Source organism: Luteibacter sp. HAY1-4A, assembly GCF_056755355.1.
On the sequence record NZ_JBNDHZ010000004.1, the window covers coordinates 64448 to 83610 of the forward strand.

20 protein-coding genes and 1 pseudogene are annotated in these 19163 nt (G+C 65.8%); 12 read left to right on the forward strand and 9 right to left on the reverse strand.

Features of this window, described 5'->3' with window-relative positions; translation table 11 throughout:
• Positions 1–87 precede the first annotated feature (87 nt).
• On the reverse strand, positions 88–1815 hold the full coding sequence (locus ACPYOD_RS02175) for a L,D-transpeptidase family protein (protein ID WP_481300085.1): 1728 nt from the start codon (positions 1813–1815) through the stop codon (positions 88–90).
• A 136-nt stretch (positions 1816–1951) separates the two neighbouring features.
• On the opposite strand from ACPYOD_RS02175, the gene ACPYOD_RS02180 reads away from it, so the two are divergent.
• Both ACPYOD_RS02180 and ACPYOD_RS02185 read left to right on the forward strand, forming a co-directional pair.
• Positions 1952–2674 (forward strand): murein L,D-transpeptidase catalytic domain family protein, encoded by a 723-nt coding sequence (locus tag ACPYOD_RS02180; protein WP_481300086.1) that lies wholly within the window; start codon positions 1952–1954, stop codon positions 2672–2674.
• Positions 2675–2729: 55 nt separating this feature from the next.
• Positions 2730–3068 (forward strand): hypothetical protein, encoded by a 339-nt coding sequence (locus ACPYOD_RS02185; protein WP_481300087.1) that lies wholly within the window; start codon positions 2730–2732, stop codon positions 3066–3068.
• Positions 3069–3078: 10 nt separating this feature from the next.
• On the opposite strand, the gene ACPYOD_RS02190 is transcribed toward ACPYOD_RS02185, so the two are convergent.
• The gene (locus tag ACPYOD_RS02190) at positions 3079–3477 is read right to left on the reverse strand and encodes a response regulator (RefSeq protein WP_481300088.1); all 399 of its coding nucleotides are present in this window, start codon (positions 3475–3477) and stop codon (positions 3079–3081) included.
• Positions 3478–3595: 118 nt separating this feature from the next.
• Here ACPYOD_RS02190 and ACPYOD_RS02195 point away from each other — a divergent pair, with 118 nt between their 5' ends.
• From ACPYOD_RS02195 to ACPYOD_RS02220, 6 genes and pseudogenes are all read left to right on the forward strand, one after another.
• Entirely contained in the window at positions 3596–4000 is a 405-nt protein-coding gene (locus ACPYOD_RS02195; protein WP_481300089.1) for a hypothetical protein, read from the forward strand.
• A gap of 73 nt (positions 4001–4073) precedes the next feature.
• The gene (locus tag ACPYOD_RS02200) at positions 4074–4313 is read left to right on the forward strand and encodes a hypothetical protein (protein WP_481300090.1); all 240 of its coding nucleotides are present in this window, start codon (positions 4074–4076) and stop codon (positions 4311–4313) included.
• A gap of 102 nt (positions 4314–4415) precedes the next feature.
• Positions 4416–4670 (forward strand): hypothetical protein, encoded by a 255-nt coding sequence (locus tag ACPYOD_RS02205; protein ID WP_481300091.1) that lies wholly within the window; start codon positions 4416–4418, stop codon positions 4668–4670.
• 67 nt (positions 4671–4737) lie between these two features.
• Positions 4738–7158, forward strand: coding sequence for a DEAD/DEAH box helicase (locus ACPYOD_RS02210; RefSeq protein ID WP_481300092.1), 2421 nt, complete (start codon positions 4738–4740; stop codon positions 7156–7158).
• 95 nt (positions 7159–7253) lie between these two features.
• Positions 7254–8078: pseudogene (locus ACPYOD_RS02215) on the forward strand (ribonuclease H-like domain-containing protein); the annotation flags it as partial.
• A 223-nt stretch (positions 8079–8301) separates the two neighbouring features.
• Positions 8302–8451 carry a hypothetical protein gene (locus ACPYOD_RS02220; protein ID WP_481300093.1) on the forward strand — a complete coding sequence of 50 codons (150 nt, stop codon included), beginning with the start codon at positions 8302–8304 and terminating at the stop codon, positions 8449–8451.
• A 109-nt stretch (positions 8452–8560) separates the two neighbouring features.
• Here the strand turns inward: ACPYOD_RS02220 and ACPYOD_RS02225 are convergent, their stop codons facing one another.
• Positions 8561–9145, reverse strand: coding sequence for an FMN-dependent NADH-azoreductase (locus tag ACPYOD_RS02225; protein WP_481300094.1), 585 nt, complete (start codon positions 9143–9145; stop codon positions 8561–8563).
• Positions 9146–9267: 122 nt separating this feature from the next.
• Between ACPYOD_RS02225 and ACPYOD_RS02230 the strand changes: the two genes are divergently transcribed.
• Genes ACPYOD_RS02230 through ACPYOD_RS02240 form a run of 3 tightly spaced genes read left to right on the forward strand, consistent with a single transcriptional unit; the run spans position 9268 to position 12242 of the window.
• Positions 9268–10296: a LysR substrate-binding domain-containing protein gene (locus ACPYOD_RS02230; protein ID WP_481300095.1), complete on the forward strand. Its 1029-nt coding sequence runs from the start codon at positions 9268–9270 to the stop codon at positions 10294–10296.
• Positions 10297–10305: 9 nt separating this feature from the next.
• The gene (locus ACPYOD_RS02235) at positions 10306–11451 is read left to right on the forward strand and encodes a pyridoxal phosphate-dependent aminotransferase (protein ID WP_481300096.1); all 1146 of its coding nucleotides are present in this window, start codon (positions 10306–10308) and stop codon (positions 11449–11451) included.
• Positions 11439–12242, forward strand: coding sequence for an amidohydrolase (locus tag ACPYOD_RS02240; RefSeq protein WP_481300097.1), 804 nt, complete (start codon positions 11439–11441; stop codon positions 12240–12242). Before ACPYOD_RS02235 ends, ACPYOD_RS02240 begins: the two co-directional genes overlap by 13 nt.
• 105 nt (positions 12243–12347) lie before the next feature.
• On the opposite strand, the gene ACPYOD_RS02245 is transcribed toward ACPYOD_RS02240, so the two are convergent.
• From ACPYOD_RS02245 to ACPYOD_RS02260, 4 genes are all read right to left on the reverse strand, one after another.
• Positions 12348–13211: a C13 family peptidase gene (locus tag ACPYOD_RS02245; protein ID WP_481300098.1), complete on the reverse strand. Its 864-nt coding sequence runs from the start codon at positions 13209–13211 to the stop codon at positions 12348–12350.
• 169 nt (positions 13212–13380) lie between these two features.
• On the reverse strand, positions 13381–14064 hold the full coding sequence (mtnC, locus tag ACPYOD_RS02250; protein ID WP_481300099.1) for an acireductone synthase: 684 nt from the start codon (positions 14062–14064) through the stop codon (positions 13381–13383).
• A 51-nt stretch (positions 14065–14115) separates the two neighbouring features.
• Positions 14116–14685 (reverse strand): 1,2-dihydroxy-3-keto-5-methylthiopentene dioxygenase, encoded by a 570-nt coding sequence (locus ACPYOD_RS02255; RefSeq protein WP_481300100.1) that lies wholly within the window; start codon positions 14683–14685, stop codon positions 14116–14118.
• Positions 14682–15326, reverse strand: coding sequence for a methylthioribulose 1-phosphate dehydratase (locus ACPYOD_RS02260; protein WP_481300101.1), 645 nt, complete (start codon positions 15324–15326; stop codon positions 14682–14684). The genes ACPYOD_RS02255 and ACPYOD_RS02260 overlap by 4 nt, the downstream gene beginning before the upstream one ends.
• A gap of 125 nt (positions 15327–15451) precedes the next feature.
• On the opposite strand from ACPYOD_RS02260, the gene ACPYOD_RS02265 reads away from it, so the two are divergent.
• On the forward strand, positions 15452–15784 hold the full coding sequence (locus ACPYOD_RS02265; protein WP_481300102.1) for a high-potential iron-sulfur protein: 333 nt from the start codon (positions 15452–15454) through the stop codon (positions 15782–15784).
• A gap of 300 nt (positions 15785–16084) precedes the next feature.
• Here ACPYOD_RS02265 and ACPYOD_RS02270 read toward each other — a convergent pair whose 3' ends face one another.
• Both ACPYOD_RS02270 and ACPYOD_RS02275 read right to left on the reverse strand, forming a co-directional pair.
• Complete coding sequence (locus tag ACPYOD_RS02270) at positions 16085–17524, reverse strand: amino acid permease (protein ID WP_481300103.1); 1440 nt, start codon at positions 17522–17524, stop codon at positions 16085–16087.
• 88 nt (positions 17525–17612) lie between these two features.
• Entirely contained in the window at positions 17613–19103 is a 1491-nt protein-coding gene (locus tag ACPYOD_RS02275) for an amino acid permease (RefSeq protein WP_481300104.1), read from the reverse strand.
• Positions 19104–19163: the final 60 nt, after the last annotated feature.

The following is a 19163-nucleotide window of genomic DNA, read 5'->3' on the forward strand; positions in this document are numbered from 1 at the left end:
AGTTATGCCCTGCGGCCGCGGAGGGCGAAGCCGGAGGAGTCTGACGAGTGCGTGGGGCCCGGCCAGCCGACGGCCGAGGCGAATCTTTCAGGGCGCGCGCAGTGGCTGCGGCTTGTCCAGGGCGGCGATGAGTGAGCCGTCGCGCTGGTACACGTCCGGCTTGTAGGCGAGCTTGCCGTCCGCACCGATGTCGACCGTCCAGTAAGCCAGCAGCACGGGAATCGCGGTGGGTAGCGTCACGTTCTGCGTGTTCTTCGTGGCGATGCGTTCGTCGATCGCCTGCCGGTTCCATTTCTGGGGATCGTTGAAGAGCAACTCGACCAGTTCCAGCGGATGCTCCACGCGGATGCAGCCGGAGCTGGTGTCGCGCCGGGCTTTCTCGAAGAGTTCCTGGTGCGGCGTGTCGTGCAGGTACACGGCATACGCGTTCGGGAAGCGGATGACCACCTGGCCCAGCGAATTGCCGGGGCCGGCGTCCTGGCGGAGGGTGATGCCGCCCGGGCGCGACCAGTCGACGCTCGACGGGCGGATGACATTGCCGCTGCGATCGAGCACGCGGATGCGGTTGTTCGCCAGGTAGGAAGGGTTTTTCCTGATCTTCGGCAGGACGTCGTTCTTCAGAATGGTGGGCGGAACCGTCCAGGTCGGGTTGAACGTGACGTAGGTGATCTGCGAACGGAAGATGGGCGTGCTGCGGTATGGCTTGCCGACCTGCACACGGGATTTCCAGACCGGCTGGCCATCGCGATAGAAGGTGATCTTGTAGCCCGCGACGTCGACGACGACGAAGGTGCCTTGCAGCGAGTGCAGCAGCCAGCGTGCCCTTTCGAGATTGGCCCGCACCTGCCCGATGCGTGCCTCGACGGGCACGTTGAGCGCGGCCAGTGTTTCGGCACCGACGCTGCCGTCGGCATCGAGGTATTGGTCGGCCTGGAAGCGGCTCACCGCATCCTTGAGCGGGTTGTCGTAGCGATCGCCGTGGGCGAGCGTGGGATCCAGATAGCCGCCGGCCACGAGCCGGGCGCGCAGGGCCTCCACGCGTGGATCGTTCATTCCGGGCTTCAGGGTGGGACCTTCGGGCACCACGGGCCATCCGCCGTTCGCGGCGGTGGTGCGCAGTTGCGCAAGGGCGGCGCGAAGCTGCGCGTAAAGCGGATTCTGCGGCCGCGCCATCGCGAAGGCCTGGTCGACGCTGCGTTCCTCGATGGATGTTTGCAGCATGGACATGCCTTGCTGGGGATCGATCGCGGCGGGGTCGAAGTTCCAGATGGGATCGAGGCGGTTCGGATCCACCTTGCCCCGCGCGAGCTGGACAAGCGCGGAGATGTAGGCGCTCGTGGCGGTCACCTCGAATTCGGCGCGCGCTGCTGGAGAGAGGCCGGGGTCCTTCAGTGCCTCGGCCATCGTGCGCAGTTCCGACAGGCGATAGTCCTCCGGCAGCAGTCCATCGCCCTCGACAGAGGCGATGCCGTCCAGAAGCTGGCGGACGTTGTCCGCGTCCGACCATGCCGCGGCGTAATGGCGCTGCGCATAGAAATCGCCCAGGGCCTTGCCGAGCGCGGCGTCGGCGCGGGGCAAGGGGCCCCCGTCCAGCGGAGTCATCTGCTGGAGCCGAGAGAAGATGGCCTGGGCGACGGGATCGTCGGACGGCGGGGGCGTCACAGCGCTCGCCGCGGGCGCCGGTTCCTGGGCAACGATGGGGGGTGGAACGGCAGCCGAGGCCGCCGGTGGGAGTTCCTGGGCAGGTAAGGCGAGGGGCAGGGCTGCCATCCATGCAAGCGCGGCGATGCTGCGTGACCTCTTTCCCATAGTCATTGCCTATCAATTCCTTATTTATTATGGGCGAATCTTTGCGACTTTCATTTATCTGAATGGCGCCGATGTGACGATCCTGTGGTCAATAAATGATCAGCACGTTAGGATGCGGGTTGATGCTTACACGGCTTGCCGCATGATTCGACCACTTCGGACGCTCCTCGCATCCGCGCCCGTACTCGGCGCCCTGTTTTCCCTCCCGTTTCCCGCCTTCGCCGCCGATTCGCTCGGCGACGCGCTCTCGCGCCTGGCGCCTTCGGCGGATCCGCACGTGATCGGCCTGGCGGTGAAAGCTTCCGAATGTGCGCAGACGCAGGGTGGGCAGCCGTCCGATCGACTGGCGGTGATCGACTATTCGAAGCCGTCGTCGGAACCGCGGCTGTGGGTGTTCGACACCGTGAACCGCAAGCTGCTGTTCCAGGAACTGGTGGCGCACGGAAAGAACAGCGGGGACGCGAAGTCGACGCAGTTTTCCAATGCGCCCAACAGCCTGGCATCCAGCCTTGGGCTGTTCCGCACGTCCGACACCTATAACGGCAAGAACGGCTATTCGCTGCGCATGCAAGGCCTGGAGCCAGGTGTGAACGACCAGGCGATGGCCCGTGCCATCGTCATCCACGGCGCGGCCTATGTGAACGAGGCGATGGCGAAAGTGGCGGGCCGGATAGGCCGCAGCTGGGGTTGCCCTGCCGTGCGCACGGCGGTCGCGCACAAGCTGATCGACGCCCTGAAGGGCGGGCAGATGGTGTTTTCGTACTACCCGGACAAGCGCTGGCTTTCCTCGTCCCATTACCTGAAGTGCGAGAACGGCCAGCTGGCGAAGGCCGAGGCAAGCGTCGCATCGCGCACCGGCGGCTGATCGCACGGGCGCGCCGTCGCGCTAGAATTCCCGGAACCTCACCGTGGAATCCAGCATGAAATACGTTCTTGCGATCGCCGCCAGCACCCTCCTCGCCGGTTGCGCCACCAGTGGCCTCAAAGACACCCTGCCCAAGCTCAGCAGCAAGACGGGCAAGAGCGTCACGGCCTATGTACAGTGCGTGGAGCCGAAGTGGCAGGCGCTCGCAAAGGACGCCAAGGGCGAGGCCAAGGACGACGAGGGCCGGGTGACCGCGAACGACGACGGAAAGCACGAGCGCCTGGATGTCACCGCCAACGGTGCCGGCGCGCTCGTCGTCATGCACGAGATGCAGAAGACCAAGGGCGGCGAGTACGACGGCCGCTTCCGCGACGAGGCCATCTCCTGCCTCTGATCTGGGGACGCTAGCTCGGTTCGCGCGTGGCCGGCCGCGAAGACCGGGCGCGCTCGATGGCATCCAGCAGTTGTGCCCGGTCGAACGGTTTCTCCAGGAACACCGCCGAGCGCGGGAATGGCTCCAGGTCTTCCGGCAGGCGGCTCGACACCACGACCATGGCCGTGGTCGGCCGTTCGCGCAGGGCCGCCTGCAACAGCATGCTGCCGCGGCGCTCCCCCGGCGAGTCCGCGTGGATGACCATCAAGGACAATTCCGGCAAATCGTGAAAGACCCGCTTGGCCTCCCGATAGGTCACCGCCGGGTGCGCCGCGTAACCGGCGTCGTCCAGCACCATGGCAATGGTGTCCGCGACCAGGTGGGCGCGGTCGAAAACCAGGGCGGGGGGGCGAGGAGGCTTGGCGGTCATGGGCGAAGTCTAGCCTTCTCCGAGGCGAATTGGGCAGGATACCGGCCGAATGGCGTAGGCTTTTCACTCGTCTTCGACAGTCTTGAACGAATCCTCCCCTGAACCCAAGGAGTGCCCCATGCGCCACATAGTTATCGCCGGTCTCGTCCTGCTTGCCGGCTGTGCCACCCAGAACGAGCGGCACGTTGGTATCCATGACGTTCCTTCCAGCACGGTGTTCGATCTGCAGGATCCGAACGGCGGCGACGCCACGCTCAACGTCGTGCGCGAACAGGGTCTTTGGGGCGCCGGGTGCTCGAGCGCCATCTATGTGGACGACAAGGTCGTCGCGGACATGGAGATCGGCGAGCAACTCGTACTCCACGTGCCCGCCGGCACGCGCAAGCTGGGCATGATGCCGCACGGGGCGTGCAGCGCCGACCGGGTGGATGTGGATGCCAGCGTGCAACAAGGGGAAACGAAGAACTTCTCCATTCCGGCCAGCGGGTCGGGCCTGACCACCGCAACGGCACCGAGCGCCTGAACCACTTGTCATTTCATCGGCGACGGCGCAAGAATTTGCCGTCGCCACGACGCCATCACAAGGGGGCCGTATCGTGCATCGACGTACCGTTGGGCAGTATTCGGTGGAAGTGCGCACCCTGAGGATTGCCACGGGGGTGTGGAAGGCCGCCTATATCGTCGAGCCCGCCGGCCATGCCGGTCCCCGGGATTTCGTGATGATCACCCTCCTGGATGAATTCGATAACGAGCGGGACGCGGTGGATGCCGCGATGGAGAAAGGCACGCGCCATGCCGACTGGCTGGACGACGCGCGCCGCACCTGTCCCGGTTGACGTGACCGGTCCAGCGACTCCGCCGTGACATGCCCGCGACAGGCGCGCACCTAGCTTCGTTACGACGAAGACCAAGGGGGTCTTCCCGACGGAGCGGACTTCTTGCAACGCACGATCCTCTACGTACCTTTCAATGCGTCGACCCGCGGACAGTGGAGCCTGCGGCGAAATGCCGACCTCGTCGGGCAGTTTGCGACCCGCGACGAGGCGATGCGGCACGCGCTGGCGCTCACCGCGGCCATCCGCAACCAGGGGCACACGGTGGAGATCAAGGTGGAAGACGAATCCGGCATGTGGCGAGTGGCCCATGCCGACGAGGCAGATGCGGGCGCGGGGGCGGACAGCCCGGTGATCTAGACCGCCGTCGCAGCATCTGAGACCGGGCACGGGCATAACGGGCATCCTTCCGCCGCCCGTGACGCCCATGGCCGCCTACCTCAAAGCCCTTCGCTCCGACGAAGCCGACGCCGTGGTCGCGGCGCGACACGATGGCCAGACCCTGGCGCACCGTCTTACCGATAAATACGGCGACCGCGTCTGCTCGGCGTTCACGGTGTTCGGCCGCGAGGGCATCTACGCCCCCATGCCCCAGGGTATGCCCGCAGGTCTTTCCCGGGCGCTGGCCGCGCGCGGCATCGACCGCCTGTACAGCCACCAGCAGGAAGCCTGGGAGGCTGCGCGGGCGGGGAAGAACGTGCTCGTCGCCACGCCCACTGCCTCGGGGAAGACGCTGTGCTACACCATGCCGGTGATTTCCTCGGTGCTTGAGGCGGGCGCCAAGGCGCTTTACCTGTTCCCGACCAAGGCGCTGGCGCAGGACCAGGTGGCCGAACTGCTCGACATCAATCGCGCGGGCGACCTGGGCGTGAAAGCCTTCACCTTCGACGGCGACACGCCGGGCGACGCGCGCCAGGCCATCCGGCTGCACGGCGACGTGGTGGTCAGCAATCCCGACATGCTGCACCAGGCCATACTGCCGCACCATACGAAATGGGCGCAGTTCTTCGAGAACCTGCGCTACGTGGTCATCGACGAGATCCACACCTACCGCGGCGTGTTCGGATCGCATCTTGCCAACGTGCTGCGCCGGCTGAAGCGGATCTGTGCCTTCTACGGCGTGCGTCCGCAGTTCGTGTTGTGCTCGGCCACCATCGGCAACGCCACCGAGCACGCCGAGGCGCTGATCGAGGACGAGGTGGTCACGGTAAGCCAAAGCGGAGCACCCACGGGCGACAAGCACGTGCTGCTCTGGAATCCGCCCGTCATCAATCCAGACCTGGGCTTGCGCGCATCGGCGCGATCGCAGACCAGCCTCATCGCCCGCGTGGCGATCAAGGCGAAGATGAAGACCCTCGTGTTCGCGCAGTCGCGCCTGATGGTCGAGGTGCTCACGAAGTACCTGAAGGACGTCTTCGACCACGACACACGGAAGCCCGCCCGCATCCGTGCCTACCGCGGCGGCTACCTTCCCACCGAGCGCCGTGAGGTGGAGCGCGCCATGCGCGCGGGCGACGTGGACGGCATCGTGTCCACCTCCGCCCTGGAACTCGGCGTGGACATCGGTAGCCTCGACGCCGTGGTGCTCAACGGATATCCCGGTTCCATCGCGGCCACGTGGCAACGGTTCGGACGGGCAGGGCGTCGGCAGCAGCCCTCGCTGGGCGTGCTCGTGGCGAGCAGCGCGCCACTGGACCAATACCTGATGCGGCATCCGGCCTTCCTCACCGAGGCCAGCCCGGAGCATGCGCGCATCCAGCCCGACCAGCCGCTGATCCTGCTCGACCATATCCGCTGTGCGGCCTTCGAACTGCCGTTCCTGGCAGGGGACCGGTTCGGCCCGGACGACGCGGGCGACTTCCTGCAGGTGCTGGCCGAGTCGGAAGTGCTCCATCGCGAAGGAGACCGCTGGGAATGGATCGCCGACAGCTACCCGGCGAACGCGGTCAGCCTGCGCTCGGTGGCCGACGGCAACTTCGTGGTGGTGGACCGTACCGAAGGCCGGCAGACCATCATTGCCGAAGTCGACTATTCGGCAGCGGCGCTCACGTTGTACGAAGGCGCCATCCATATGATCCAGTCGGTGCCGTACCAAGTGGAGAAACTCGACTGGGACGGTCGCAAGGCGTACTGCACGCGCACGCGCGTCGACTACTACACGGATGCCATCGACTACTCAAAGCTCAAGGAGTTGGAGTGTTTCGACGGCACCAACTCGGGCAAGGGCAGTGCGCGGCACGGCGAGGTGCACGTCGTGCGACGCGTGTCCGGTTACAAGAAGATTCGCTACTACACGCACGAGAACATCGGCTACGGCCCCGTGAACCTGCCCGACCAGGAACTGCACACCACCGCCGTGTGGTGGCAGTTGCCGCAGACGGTGCTGGACGAAGCCTTCCGCTCGCGGCAGCACGCGCTGGACGGTTTCCTCGGTGCCGCGTACGCCCTGCATACCGCGGCGGTGGTGGCGGTCATGGCCGAGCCGCGCGATCTGCAGAAGGCGGCAGGTTCCGGCGACGGTGGCTGGTCCGCGCAGGTGGACGCCACGGGCCGCGGCCAGTTACGCGCGCCCGACGGCGGACTGGCCTTGCCCGATGCACTCGAGCGATTCCTGCCCACGGTTTATCTCTACGACAACTTCCCGGGTGGCGTGGGTCTGAGCGAGCCGCTGTTCCAGCGTGCGCAGGAACTGCTGGGCCATGCGCTGGCTACGGTCGAAGGCTGCGCCTGCAAGGCGGGCTGCCCCGGTTGCGTGGGGCCTGTGCTGGCCGCCGACGAAGGCCGCGAGGAAACACCGCGTGCGCTCGCGACGCGCGTGCTTCGCCTGCTGGGTGCCGTTGCCGCATGAGCAGCCTTGCTTCCCGCCTGGCCACCCTCCGCAAGCAGGCTGGCGCAGGCGCCTCGCAGGAACCAACTGTAGGAGCCGCTATAGCGGCGAGGGGTGCTCGCGATTCCGCACCTGTGGGAGCCGCTTCAGCGGCGAAGGGTGCTCGCGACCTCGCCGCACTCCGCCGCATGGCGGGCGTCCGCGAGCGCATCGCGAAGCCCCTCGCGCCAACGCGCCCACATACCCGCGAGGTTCCCGGCGAAGAGATCGCCCCAGGTCTTCGCTACATCGAACAGCGCTTCGCCTGGAACGAACCCCCGGCCGAACTCGACCTCACCTTCGCCAGGCTGACCACGGCTCGCCGCGCGCACCTGCTGCATTTCGACACGGAAACGACGGGTCTCGCTGGCGGCACGGGAACAAGGGCCTTCATGATCGGGGCGGCGGATTGGCACGAGGGCGCGCTGCGCGTCCGTCAGCTCTACATCACCGCCATGGCCGCGGAGTCCGCGATGCTTCGCGCGTTCGCCGAATGGATCCATGCGGATACGGTGCTCGTCAGCTACAACGGCAAATCGTACGACGCACCCCTGCTGGCCACGCGGTATCGCCTGGCGCGCATGGAGAACCCGCTGAAAGGCCTGACGCATGTCGACCTGCTGCACCCCATGCGGCGTCGTTACCGGCAGGTATGGGAGAACTGCAAGATGCAGACGGCGGAACGCCGGTTGCTGCGCATCGTGCGTGAGGACGACCTGCCGGGATCGGAGGCGCCGCGTGCATGGCTCACCTATCTGCGCGGCGGTTCGTCCGCCAACCTGATCCGGGTGGCGGAGCACAACCTGCAGGACGTACGCAGCCTGAGCGGCCTGTTGGTCGCGGCACATGGCTGGGCGGCGCTGGACGTTCAGGATGTTTCGCTGCGCAGTAACGAAAATTAGACGCGCGGCCGAGCACGCTTCAGTGCGTACCTGTGTGGAGCGAAAGCATGAACGAAGCCCCAAAACCGTGCGACCACGTGGGCTGCAACTGCCAGATTCCCGTGGCCCTCGAATTCTGCAGCGAAAGTTGCCGGATGGCGGCGGAGAGCCAGAACGTGGGCGGCGCCTGTGAATGCGGCCACGCCGCATGCGAGCAACGCCCTTGAGTTATCGGAGGTGATTCGTGACGAACGACGGCAAACAGCAGACGCCGGGTTATCGGGAAGACAACCCCAAGCCCTCGCATGGCACGCCCAAGGTGCCCGGCGAAGGACATCCGCAGGAACACCAGAACATGCCGAAGGAAAAACCGGGGAAGCAGAATTCCCCGTGAGTCCGGGATAAGGCTTTCCCGGTAAGCGCACCGGCTCGCTACATGTGCGAGCCGGTTTTGCGTTTGCTGCGACACTGACTGCCCGAACGGACTAGCCACCGTCCCTGGGTCAGGCCGCCTTGCTCAGCAGCCCGCCGATCCCGGCCATCGCAACGCTGATGCCATTGCTCTTGTGGTCGTCACCCATCGCCATGCCCTCGGCGCGAATGAACTCGAGGTCGGTGACGCCGAAGAAGTTGAACATGGCGCGCAGGTAGGGTTCCTGGAAGTCCATGGCCGCGGCGGGGGTGCCCGGCGTGTAGATGCCGCCGCGCGACAACGCGATGATCACCCGCTTGCCGCCGGCGAGTCCTTCGGGGCCCGAAGAGGTGTAACGGAAGGTCTTGCCGGCCACGGCGATGCGGTCGATCCACGCCTTCAGCGTGCTGGAGATACCGAAGTTGTACATCGGCGCGCCCACCACCACGACGTCCGCCGCCAGAAATTCCTCCAGGACCTTGGCGCCTTCGACAGCATTCGGGTCGTCCTCACCCGCCGGCAGGGCCCACGGGGCCAGCGGCGCGGCGTGCAGGTCGCGGTAGGTGACCTCGATGCCCGGATGGTTGCGCTCGAACTCCGCCACGACGGCAGCCGTCAGGCCGCGCGACACGGAGTGGGAGCCCAGGGCGCTGGCGTCGATGTGCAGGAGTTTCATGGCGTTTCCCTCAGTGATGGCCGCCGAAGCGGGATGGGAAAACCATACGCCGCAGACAATGCCCTGATTAGTCGGCTTGGAGTAGACTGATTGTTTCGCAGACGAAACGACGGAATTTCCTGATGGACGGCGCGCTGCAGGACCTCAACGATCTGTATTTCTTTGCCTCGGTGGTCGAACACGGCGGCTTTTCCGCCGCCGGCCGGGCGCTGGGCATCCCGAAGTCGCGCCTCAGCAAACGCATTGCCCAGCTGGAAGACCGCCTGGGCGTGCGCCTGCTCCAAAGGACGACCCGGCGCTTCGTGGTCACCGAAATCGGCGAGCGGTTCTACCAGCACTGCCGGGCGGTGCTGGAGGAGGCGCAGGCGGCGCAGGACGCCGTGGACGAACTGCGGACGGAGCCGAGGGGCGTCATCCGCGTGAGCTGTCCCATATCGCTGGCGCAGAATGTGCTCGGCCCGATGTTGCCGGCCTTCATGCTGGAACACCCGAAGGTGCAGGTACGCCTCACTGCCACGAACCGCCGGGTGGACCTCATCGGCGAGGGCTACGACATCGCCATCCGTGTGCGCGAGAAGCTCGACACCGATGCGACCCTGGTGCTCCGTAGCATCGGCTTCGCGCGCAGCCTGCTCGTGGCGAGCCCCAAGTTCCTCGACTCGAACGGGCGCCCGAAGACGCTCGACGAACTGGCCAAGCTACCGGCGCTGTCGATGTACGAGCATGAGGGAGCCCAAGTCTGGGAGCTGGTCGATGCCAGTGGAAAGAAGGCCGCCGTGGAAGTCACGCCGCGCCTGGTGAGCGGGGATTTCTCCGTACTCATCGCCGCCGCCGTGCAATGTTGCGGCGTGGCATTGCTACCCGAAGATTTTTGCGGCCCGCTCATCGCGAACGGCGACCTGGAATGGGTGATGCCCGAGTACACCACCGCCCAGGGCACGCTGCATTTCGTGTACCCGAGCCGCCGGGGACTTCTGCCTGCCGTGCGCAGCTTCGTGGACTTCCTGGCCGACCGGTTGCCGAAAGCCCAGGCCGAGTTCCACAAGGACTGCGAGAAGGTGGCCGCGAACCCCGAGCAGGCGGGGGCGATCCGCATGGCGCGCATGGTAGGATCGGAACATTCGACGGCATTTGGCCGTCCAAACGAATAAGGGCGGTCGATGCAGCTCGAAACCAAGCTTCCCAAGGTCGGTACCACGATCTTCAGCGTCATGAGCCAGCTTGCGCTGGAGCACAAGGCAGTGAACCTGGGGCAGGGCTTTCCCGATTTCGAACCGCCGGAGGCCCTGCGCGACGCCGTCACGCGCGCCATGGCCGAAGGCAAGAACCAGTACGCACCGGGCATCGGCATTCCGAAGCTGCGCGAGCAGATCGCCCTCAAGACGGAGCGCCTGTACGGCCACCGCGTCAGTCCCGACACCGAGGTGACGGTAACGTCCGGCGCCACCGAGGCGCTGTTCTCCGCCATTGCCGCCGTGGTACGGGCAGGCGACGAGGTGATCGTTTTCGACCCGTGCTACGACAGCTACGAACCGGCGATCGAATTGCAGGGTGCCACTGCCGTGCACCTGCCGCTGCTGCTGCCCTCGTTCGCCATCGACTGGCAGCGTGTGCGCGAGGCCATCACACCGCGTACGCGGATGATCCTGATCAACTCGCCGCATAACCCTTCCGGCGCCGTGCTTTCGCGCGCCGACCTCGACGAGCTCGCGGCGATCGTGCGCAACACGTCCATCGTGGTGCTGTCCGACGAGGTGTACGAGCACATCGTGTTCGACGGACAGGAGCACCAGAGCGTGCTGCGGCACGAGGAACTGGCCGCGCGCAGCATCGTGGTGTCGTCGTTCGGCAAGACCTATCACTGCACCGGCTGGAAGGTGGGCTACGCCGTGGCGCCCAAGGCGCTCACCGCCGAATTCCGCAAGGTGCACCAGTACCTCACGTTCTGCACGTTCAATCCCGCGCAGTGGGCGTTCGCGGAGTTCCTCGAATCCTCCCCGCAGCACTACTTCGAACTGCCCGCGTTCTACCAGGCCAAGCGCGACCGCTTCCGTGCCCTCATCGCGCCGTCGCGCCTGAAGCTGCTGGACGTGCCGGGCGGCTATTTCCAGCTCGTGGACTACAGCGCGGTGCGCGACGTCGACGACATCAATTTCAGCGAGTGGCTCGTGCGCGAAGGCGGCGTGGCCGCCATCCCGCTCAGCCCGTTCTACGAGAGCGCGCCGGACACGCGGCTGGTCCGCCTGTGCTTCGCCAAGAACGACGCCACCATGGAAGCCGCCGCGGAGCTCCTGTGCAAACTCTGACCGTTTCCCTCATCCAGGGCGCTACGCGCTGGCACGATGCGCCGGGCAACCGCGAGTACTACGGCCGGCTGGTGCGCAACGCCGCGCCCAGCGATCTGATCGTGCTGCCGGAAACTTTTCTCTCCGGATTCACCAACGACACGCTGGCGAACGCCGAATCGATGGACGGGCCCAGCGTGGCCTGGATGCGTGCGCTCGCGGGCGAGGTGAATGCCACCCTCACCGGCAGCCTGGTGATCCGGGACGGCGACACCGTGTACAACCGCCTTATCTGGGCCACGCCCGATGGGGAGATGGCCTGGTACGACAAGCGTCATCTGTTCCGCATGGCCGGCGAACACACGCGTTACGGCGGTGGTAACGAGCGTCTGATCGTTGAGCTGAAAGGCTGGCGCATCCTGCCGCAGGTTTGTTACGACCTGCGTTTCCCGGTGTGGCTGCGCAACGGGCGCAAGGAAGATGCCGCGGGCGGCATGGACTACGACCTGGCCCTGTTCGTCGCGAACTGGCCGGCACCGCGGCGGCAGCCGTGGCGCACGTTGCTGCGCGCGCGGGCGATCGAGAACCTCGCTTATGTCATCGGTGTGAACCGCGTCGGCGTGGACGGCAACGAGTTGCTTTATGCAGGCGACAGCGCGGTGATCGATCCCGTTGGCGAGCCGCTGGTGGAACTCGGTGTGCAGGAACAGGTGGTCACCGTCGTGCTCGACCCCGCGCCGCTGAAGGCCCACCGCGAACGCTTCCCGGCCTGGATGGACGCCGACCGCTTTTCGCTGGACGTGTCGGTCTGACCACCTGTTGGTGTGGTGTGGGAGCCGCTTCAGCGGCGATGGGTGCTCGCGGCAAGCATAATCGCTGCGAGATCGCCGGCGCAGCCGGCTCCCACAAGGCCGCCGTTAGTTCGCAGCTTTGAAGGGCACCGTGGGGCCTATCGACGCCGACTTCCGCCATGCCGCCAGCTTGTCCTGGATCCCCGCGCCGATATCGATCTGCGGCTCCGATGGCTCCAGGTTGTCGCGCTTTTCCCAACCGCCGATTTCCGCCTTCGCCTTGTCGAAGGCTTCGATGAAATCCGGTGTCGCATTCAATCCGTCGGCGAGCCACGCGCGACCGAAATACGTGATGTCCGACTCCGCGCCGCAACCGAACGAGGTGCGGTCGGTGCGTGCCGAGGTAAGCACCAACGTGCCGGCGGCGCGGATCTTCGGGACGTACCCGCCGGAATAGCAGGCATTCACCACCACCACCTTCCAGCGGAACGGATGCTTGGCGAGGATGTCCGCCAAGCCGTCGGGGTCCAGCTGGTCGAGCGGAATCGGATCCATGTCGACCAGCAGCGAATGATCGTTGCCGCCATGGGTGGCGACGTAGAGCAGTAGCACGTCCTGGCTTGGGTCCATGACTTTGGCCAGGCCGTCCAGGGCGGCCTCCAGGTTGGTCCAGCTCGCCAAAGGGCGAGTGGCGAGCGTGGCCGGATTGTTTTCCAGCACGAGGGTATGCCCTGGACTGCCGAAGCGCTTCGTCATCAACGTGTCGACATACTCGGCTTCATTGCGGAACACGTCTTCGGTGCCGTCGCCCCCGAAGGCGATGGCATAGAGGTTCGGTTTTCCCGGCGTGCGCGGGGCGAGCGCACCGAGCGCCAGGCGCAGCGCTTCCGGCTGCGCGGTAAAGACCTGTTCCGGCGTGGGCGCGTCGTCGGGCCAGGCGTCGCCGAGAGCCGTGTCGTCGGCGGCCGGTTCATCCGTGGCTGCTGACATACCGGCGCTCGACGTGCCCGCTGCCGGCGCGACGGACGGCGCCGGGCTGCCCGCTCCCGCTTCTGTGCTCGCGGATCCTGTTCCCGGCCCGAGGTGCAGGACACCTACCGTGAGGGCAACCCCCGCGGCGAAGGCGACGACGGTGGCGAGCGCAGTCCGGCGCCGGGATTCAGACGGTGATGGCATCGAAGTCGGCGACCGAAGGATGGCCGTTGTCGCTCAGGGCCAGGGGAGGGCGGATAAGCTGGGTGGTGCGCATGCCGGCTGCGCGCGCGGCATCGAGTTCCTCGCGGATATCCGAGAGAAACAGGATCTGGTGGGGTGGCAGGCCTACGGCTTCAGCGATGCGGCGATACGACTCCACCTCGCGCTTGTGCCCCGTCTGCGTGTCGAAATAGCCGGAGAACAGCGGTGTGAGGTCGCCACTTTCGCTATGGCCGAACAGCAGCTTCTGCGCCGGAACCGAGCCGGAGGAATAGACATAGAGCGACAGCCCGCTTTCGTGCCAGGCCTTCAGGCACGCCGGTACCTCGGGGTACATGTGCGACACATAGGCGCCCGACTCGTAGCCTTCGCGCCAGATCATGCCCTGCAAAGCCTTGAGTGCGGTGGATTTGCGGTCTTCGTCGATCCAGCGCACGAGCATGTCGATGATTTCGCCGCGCGTCGCTTCGACGATGCCCGCTTCGTTCGCCGCCTCGTGCAACCAGTGCTGCACCTCCGGCTCGTCGGTATGCGTCTCCACGAAGGCGGGCAGGTGCCGCCGCGCATAAGGAAAGAGCACGTCCTTCACGAAGTCGATCGAGCTGGTGGTGCCCTCGATGTCGGTGAGGATGGCGCGGATATCGGACATGCGGAAAGCCTGCGGAACGGGTAGTCCCGCAGGATAAACGACGGGGCCGGCTTACGAAACCGTGGACGCCGAGGCGTGCGGCTTCATGCGCGGGAAGCGCTCGGCGATGTCTTCGCCCGTGAATTTCGCCACCCAGCCTTCCACGTTGGTGAACAGGCGGATCGCGACGAAATACGGCGACTCGCTCATATCGAACCAATGCGGCGTACCGTCCGGCACGCCGATGAGATCGCCCCGTTCGCAGAGCACCTCGTACACCTTGCCATCGATGTGCAGCGTGAACTGGCCGGCGCCGGCGACGAAGAAGCGGACCTCGTCCTCGCTATGCGTGTGCTCGTTCAGGAACTTCTGGCGGAAGGCCGCGCGGCCCGGATGGTCGGGCTTGAGGCTGATGACGTCCACGGCCTGGTAACCGTTCTCGCGCATGAGCCGGTCGATGTCGGCGCGATAGGCGGCGATGACTTCGTCCTGGCTGGCGCCGGGCGCGATGGGCTGGTTCGCCTGCCATTGCTCGAAACGCACGCCCACCGCCTTCAGTTCGGCGGCGATGGCGGCGTGGTCGTCGAGGAGGGCGATGGGGGTGTCGTGACGGGTGTCTTCGTAGATGCGCAGACGGCTCATGGCGCAAGCCTCCTCAGGTCGAGTTCGCAGCCCAGCAGGAATTCCAGTGCCTCGAGGTGACGGCGCGTTTCGGCCATGTCGCGGCCCCAGGTGTAGATGCCGTGGCCGTCGATCAGGTAGGCATAAAGCGGCTTGCCCGAATCGATCCAGGCGTCTACCCGGGCCTCGAGCTCGGGCATCTGCTGGGTGTTGGGGAAAACGGGAATGTCGAGCACGCTCTCGTGCGTGGTGTAGCCGGCGATGGCCTTCTGCAGTTCCCAGCCCTCGAGCCGCACGCGGCCTTCGGACGCGAACAGCCGGGAAGCCACGCTCTGCGTGCGCGAATGGGTGTGCAGCACCACGTTGGCGTCCGGAAAGCGGCGGTACACCTGCGTGTGCAGCCCGGTTTCCGCCGAGGGCCGGTGGTCGGATCCCACCGCCTTGCCTTGCATGTCGATCATCATGATGTCGTCGCGGCCGAGCCGGCCCTTGTCGCGGCCTGAAATCGTGATCGCGGCGAGATCGTCGTCGATCCTCATCGAAAAGTTGCTGCTGGTGGCGGGCGTCCAGCCAAAGGCGGCCAGCTCGCGGGCGGCTTCGGCGATGGCATCGGCGCGTTCCGCCAACAGGGTAGCCACGACGGGCGGGGGAGTCTTCGACATGGGGATTTGGACGTCCAAACAGGCTCCGACTATAGCATGGGGTCCAAGATGACCCGAGGGTAATGCGAACCACTTGCCTTTGGCCGATGGAGGTACGATTTCGGCAAATCCGATGGAGGTTACGCATGTCGCAACACGATCAGAACGATGAGGGGCGTCGCCGGTTTCTCAAGCTCGCCGCGGGCGGCGTGGCCGCCGCCGGTGTGCTGGGCACGCTCTCCGGTCCGGCGCGGGCCCAGGACCTGCCTCACGTTTCGCTGTCCGATCCGACCGCCATGGCGTTGAAGTACACCGAGGACAACACCAAGGCCCAGGGAAAGAAGGATCCCAAGGACGCCTGCTTCAACTGCAATTTCTACCAGGGCAAGGCCGGCGCGGCCTTTGGCCCGTGCCAGCTCTTCCCGGGGAAGGCTGTGGCAGCGAAGGGCTGGTGCGTTTCCCACGCCGTCATGATCTGAGCCAGCCTGCAGCGCACAGACAAAAGGCCAGCCGCGAGGCTGGCCTTTCAGTGTCCGGGCTTAAAATGCAGCCCAAGCGCGCCAGGCCGAGGAGCTGACCCGCCTGACGCGCAGGGCGGCAATCCGGGGCCCACTGCCAAGTGATTTACCCTCGGACTGGGGATCATACTCCCCTCCATGGGCGACCGGCCAATGGCAATTAAATGACCGTGGCGATTTCCACTAACCAGTTATCATTTCAACGGTTTGTGCAACAAACTTCAGGCTAGATCAAGGTTTGTGGCGGAAATCCGTGAGCTATCAAGGGTGCCGCTTCAGACGGCTGTGGCGATAGCCGTAGACGAGGTAGACGACGATGCCCACGGCGGTCCAGATGCCCATCAGCACCCAGTTGCGCACGCCCATCGACCACAGCAGGCCGATGCAGCTGAGGATGCCGAGCACGCAGGTAACCGGAGCCCAGGGCACGCGGAACGTGCGCGGAAGGTCCGGTGCCGTCTTGCGCAGGATCATCACGCCGGCGCACACGGCGCAGAAGGCCACCAGCGTGCCCATCGACGTGAGATCGCCGAGCACGTTCAGCGGGAACACGGCCGCGAGCAGGGCGATGCCCAGGCCGGTGATGACCGTGTTGATGTGCGGCGTGCGGTACTTTGGATGGATGGTGGTGAACACCTTCGGCATCAGGCCGTCGCGTCCCATGATCATGAAGATGCGCGGCTGCGCGATGATCATCACCAGCACCACGGAAGAGAGGCCGATGAGCGCGCCGACTTCGACGACGCCACGCAGCCAGCCCAGTTCCGGATGCTGGCGGATCGCCGTGACCACCGGCTCCGACGTACCCAGCTGGGCGAACGGCACGAGGCCGGTCAGCACCGCCGCCATGGCGATGTAGAGCACCGTGCAGATGGCGAGCGACGCCAGCGTGCCGATGGGCATGTCGCGCTGCGGGTTCTTCGACTCCTGGGCGGCCGTGGACGTGGCTTCGAAGCCGATGTAGGCGAAGAACACCATCGAGGCGCCGCGCAGAATGCCGTTCCAGCCGTACTTGTCGCCGCCTTCGTTGGCGGGGATGAAGGGATGCCAGTTCGCCGTGTCGATGTGGCTGGCACCGACGACGATCACCAGGATGATGAGCGCGGTCTTCAGCAGCACCATGGCCATGTTGATGCCGGCGGACTCCCTGATGCCCACGTAACAGACCCAGGTGAGCGCCAGCGTGATGCCGACGGCCGGAAGATTGAACAGCGCGCCCGTGAGAACCATGTGGCCGTCGACCCAGTCCACCGGGGCATTGGTGAGCGCCGGGGGAATGTGGATGCCGACATGGTCGAGCAGGCTGACGAAATAGCCCGTCCAGCTCACCGCCACCGCGGAGGCGGACACCCCGTATTCGAGGATGAGGTTCCAGCCGATGAACCAGGCCGCGCCTTCGCCGAGCGTGGCGTAGGCATAGGAATAGGCGCTGCCGGAGACGGGGATCATCGACGCGAACTCGGCATAGCAGAGCGCCGTGAAGGTGCTGCAGATGGCCGCGAGGATGAAGGAAACGATGATGGCGGGGCCGGCGTGTTCCGCCGCGGCGACGCCCGTGATGACGAAGATGCCGCCGCCGATGACCGCGCCGATGCCCAGCGCCGTGAGCCCCCATGGTCCGAGAGTGCGTCGCAGGGCCGGGCCGTGCGCGTCGTCGGGTTCCGCCTGGGGAGCTTTCTTCGCAAGTAACTGCTGGAGCATGGACAGCCTGGAGGTCGTGTTCGATGGAGGATAGTGCAAATGGAAAGGCCGGCGGACGACCGCCGGCCTTTCCGTCTGGCAGCTGCGATCAGCCGAGGGACTTGCGCAGCTTGCTGTGCGCGTAGCCGTAGCCGAAGTAGATGGCCTGGCCGATGACGATCCAGCCGAGCATCAGGCGCCAGTGTTCTTCGAACGCCTGCCAGAACAGGTAGACGCAGGCCAGGGCACCGGTGATGCAGATGGGCCACACGAACGGCACGCGGAAGCTGCGCTGGAGGTCCGGACGGGTATAGCGAAGGATGAGCACGCCGATGCAGACGGTGGCGAAGGCGAGCAGGGTGCCCATGGACACCAGTTCGCCCAGCACGCTCACCGGGAACAGGCCGGCCATGGCGGCCGCAGCGACACCGACGATGATGGTGCCGATGTACGGGGTGCGGAACTTCGGGTGCACCTTGGCCATGGTCTGCGGCAGCAGGCCGTCCTTCGCCATCGAGAAGAAGATGCGCGGCAGGCCCATGAGCATCACCAGGATGACCGAGGACAGGCCGGTGATGGCGCCGAGCACCACGATGGCCTTCAGCCAGGACAGGTGCGGATAGAGACCGAGGGCGGTGGCGACCGGCTCTGGCGTGTTGAGCATGCGGAACGGCGCGATGCCGGTGAGGACGAGCGCCACGGCGATATACAGCACGGTGCAGATGGCGAGCGAGCCGAGGATGCCGATGGGCATGTCGCGTTGCGGGTTCTTCGCTTCGCCCGCCGCGGTGGAGACCGCGTCGAAGCCGACGTAGGAGAAGAACACGATGGTGGCTGCGCGGAAGATGCCGCCCCAGCCGAACGTGCCCGGGCCTTCCGCTTCGGGAATGAAGGGGTGCCAGTTGGCCGGGTTGATGACCTGGATGGCGAAGGCGAGGAACAGCAGGATCACGGTGACCTTGATGGCCACGATGATCGAGTTGACGAACGCCGACTGCGTGATGCCGACGTAGCAGAGACCCGACAGCGCGGCGATGATGACCACCGCTGGCAGGTTGATCAGCGTGCCGGTGGCCTGGATGTGGCCCTCGATGAACTGGAACGGCGCCGACGAAAGCGACACGGGCAGGGCGAGGTTGGTGCCGGACATCTGGCCGAGCATGCCGAGCAGCTCGTTGAAGTAACCGGACCAGCCGGCGGCGACGGTGGCCGCGGCGAAGAGGTATTCGAGAACGAGGTTCCAGCCGACGAACCAGGCGACGTATTCGCCGAGGGTGGCGTAGGAATAAGAGTAGGCGCTGCCGGAAACCGGAAGCATGGCGGCGAACTCGGCGTAGCAGAGGCCGGCCAGGGCGCAGGCGAAGCCCGCGATCAGGAAGCTGATGACCAGCGCGGGGCCTGCATGGAGCGCGGCGGCCTGACCGGTGATGACGAAGATACCTGCACCGATGACGGCGCCGACGCCGAGAAGAATGAGGTGCTTGGCCGTGAGGACTCGTTTGAGTTCACCGCTTGCGTGCACACCGGTTTCGATGTGTTCGCCAGCGTCGACGTGCGGCGCGGCCTCGATGGGATGCGTCGCGAACAGGTGTTTCAACATGTGTCTCCCCTACTGCCGGAATGTAGCCTTTTATTATTGGGACCGCCGCGTGGGTTACGG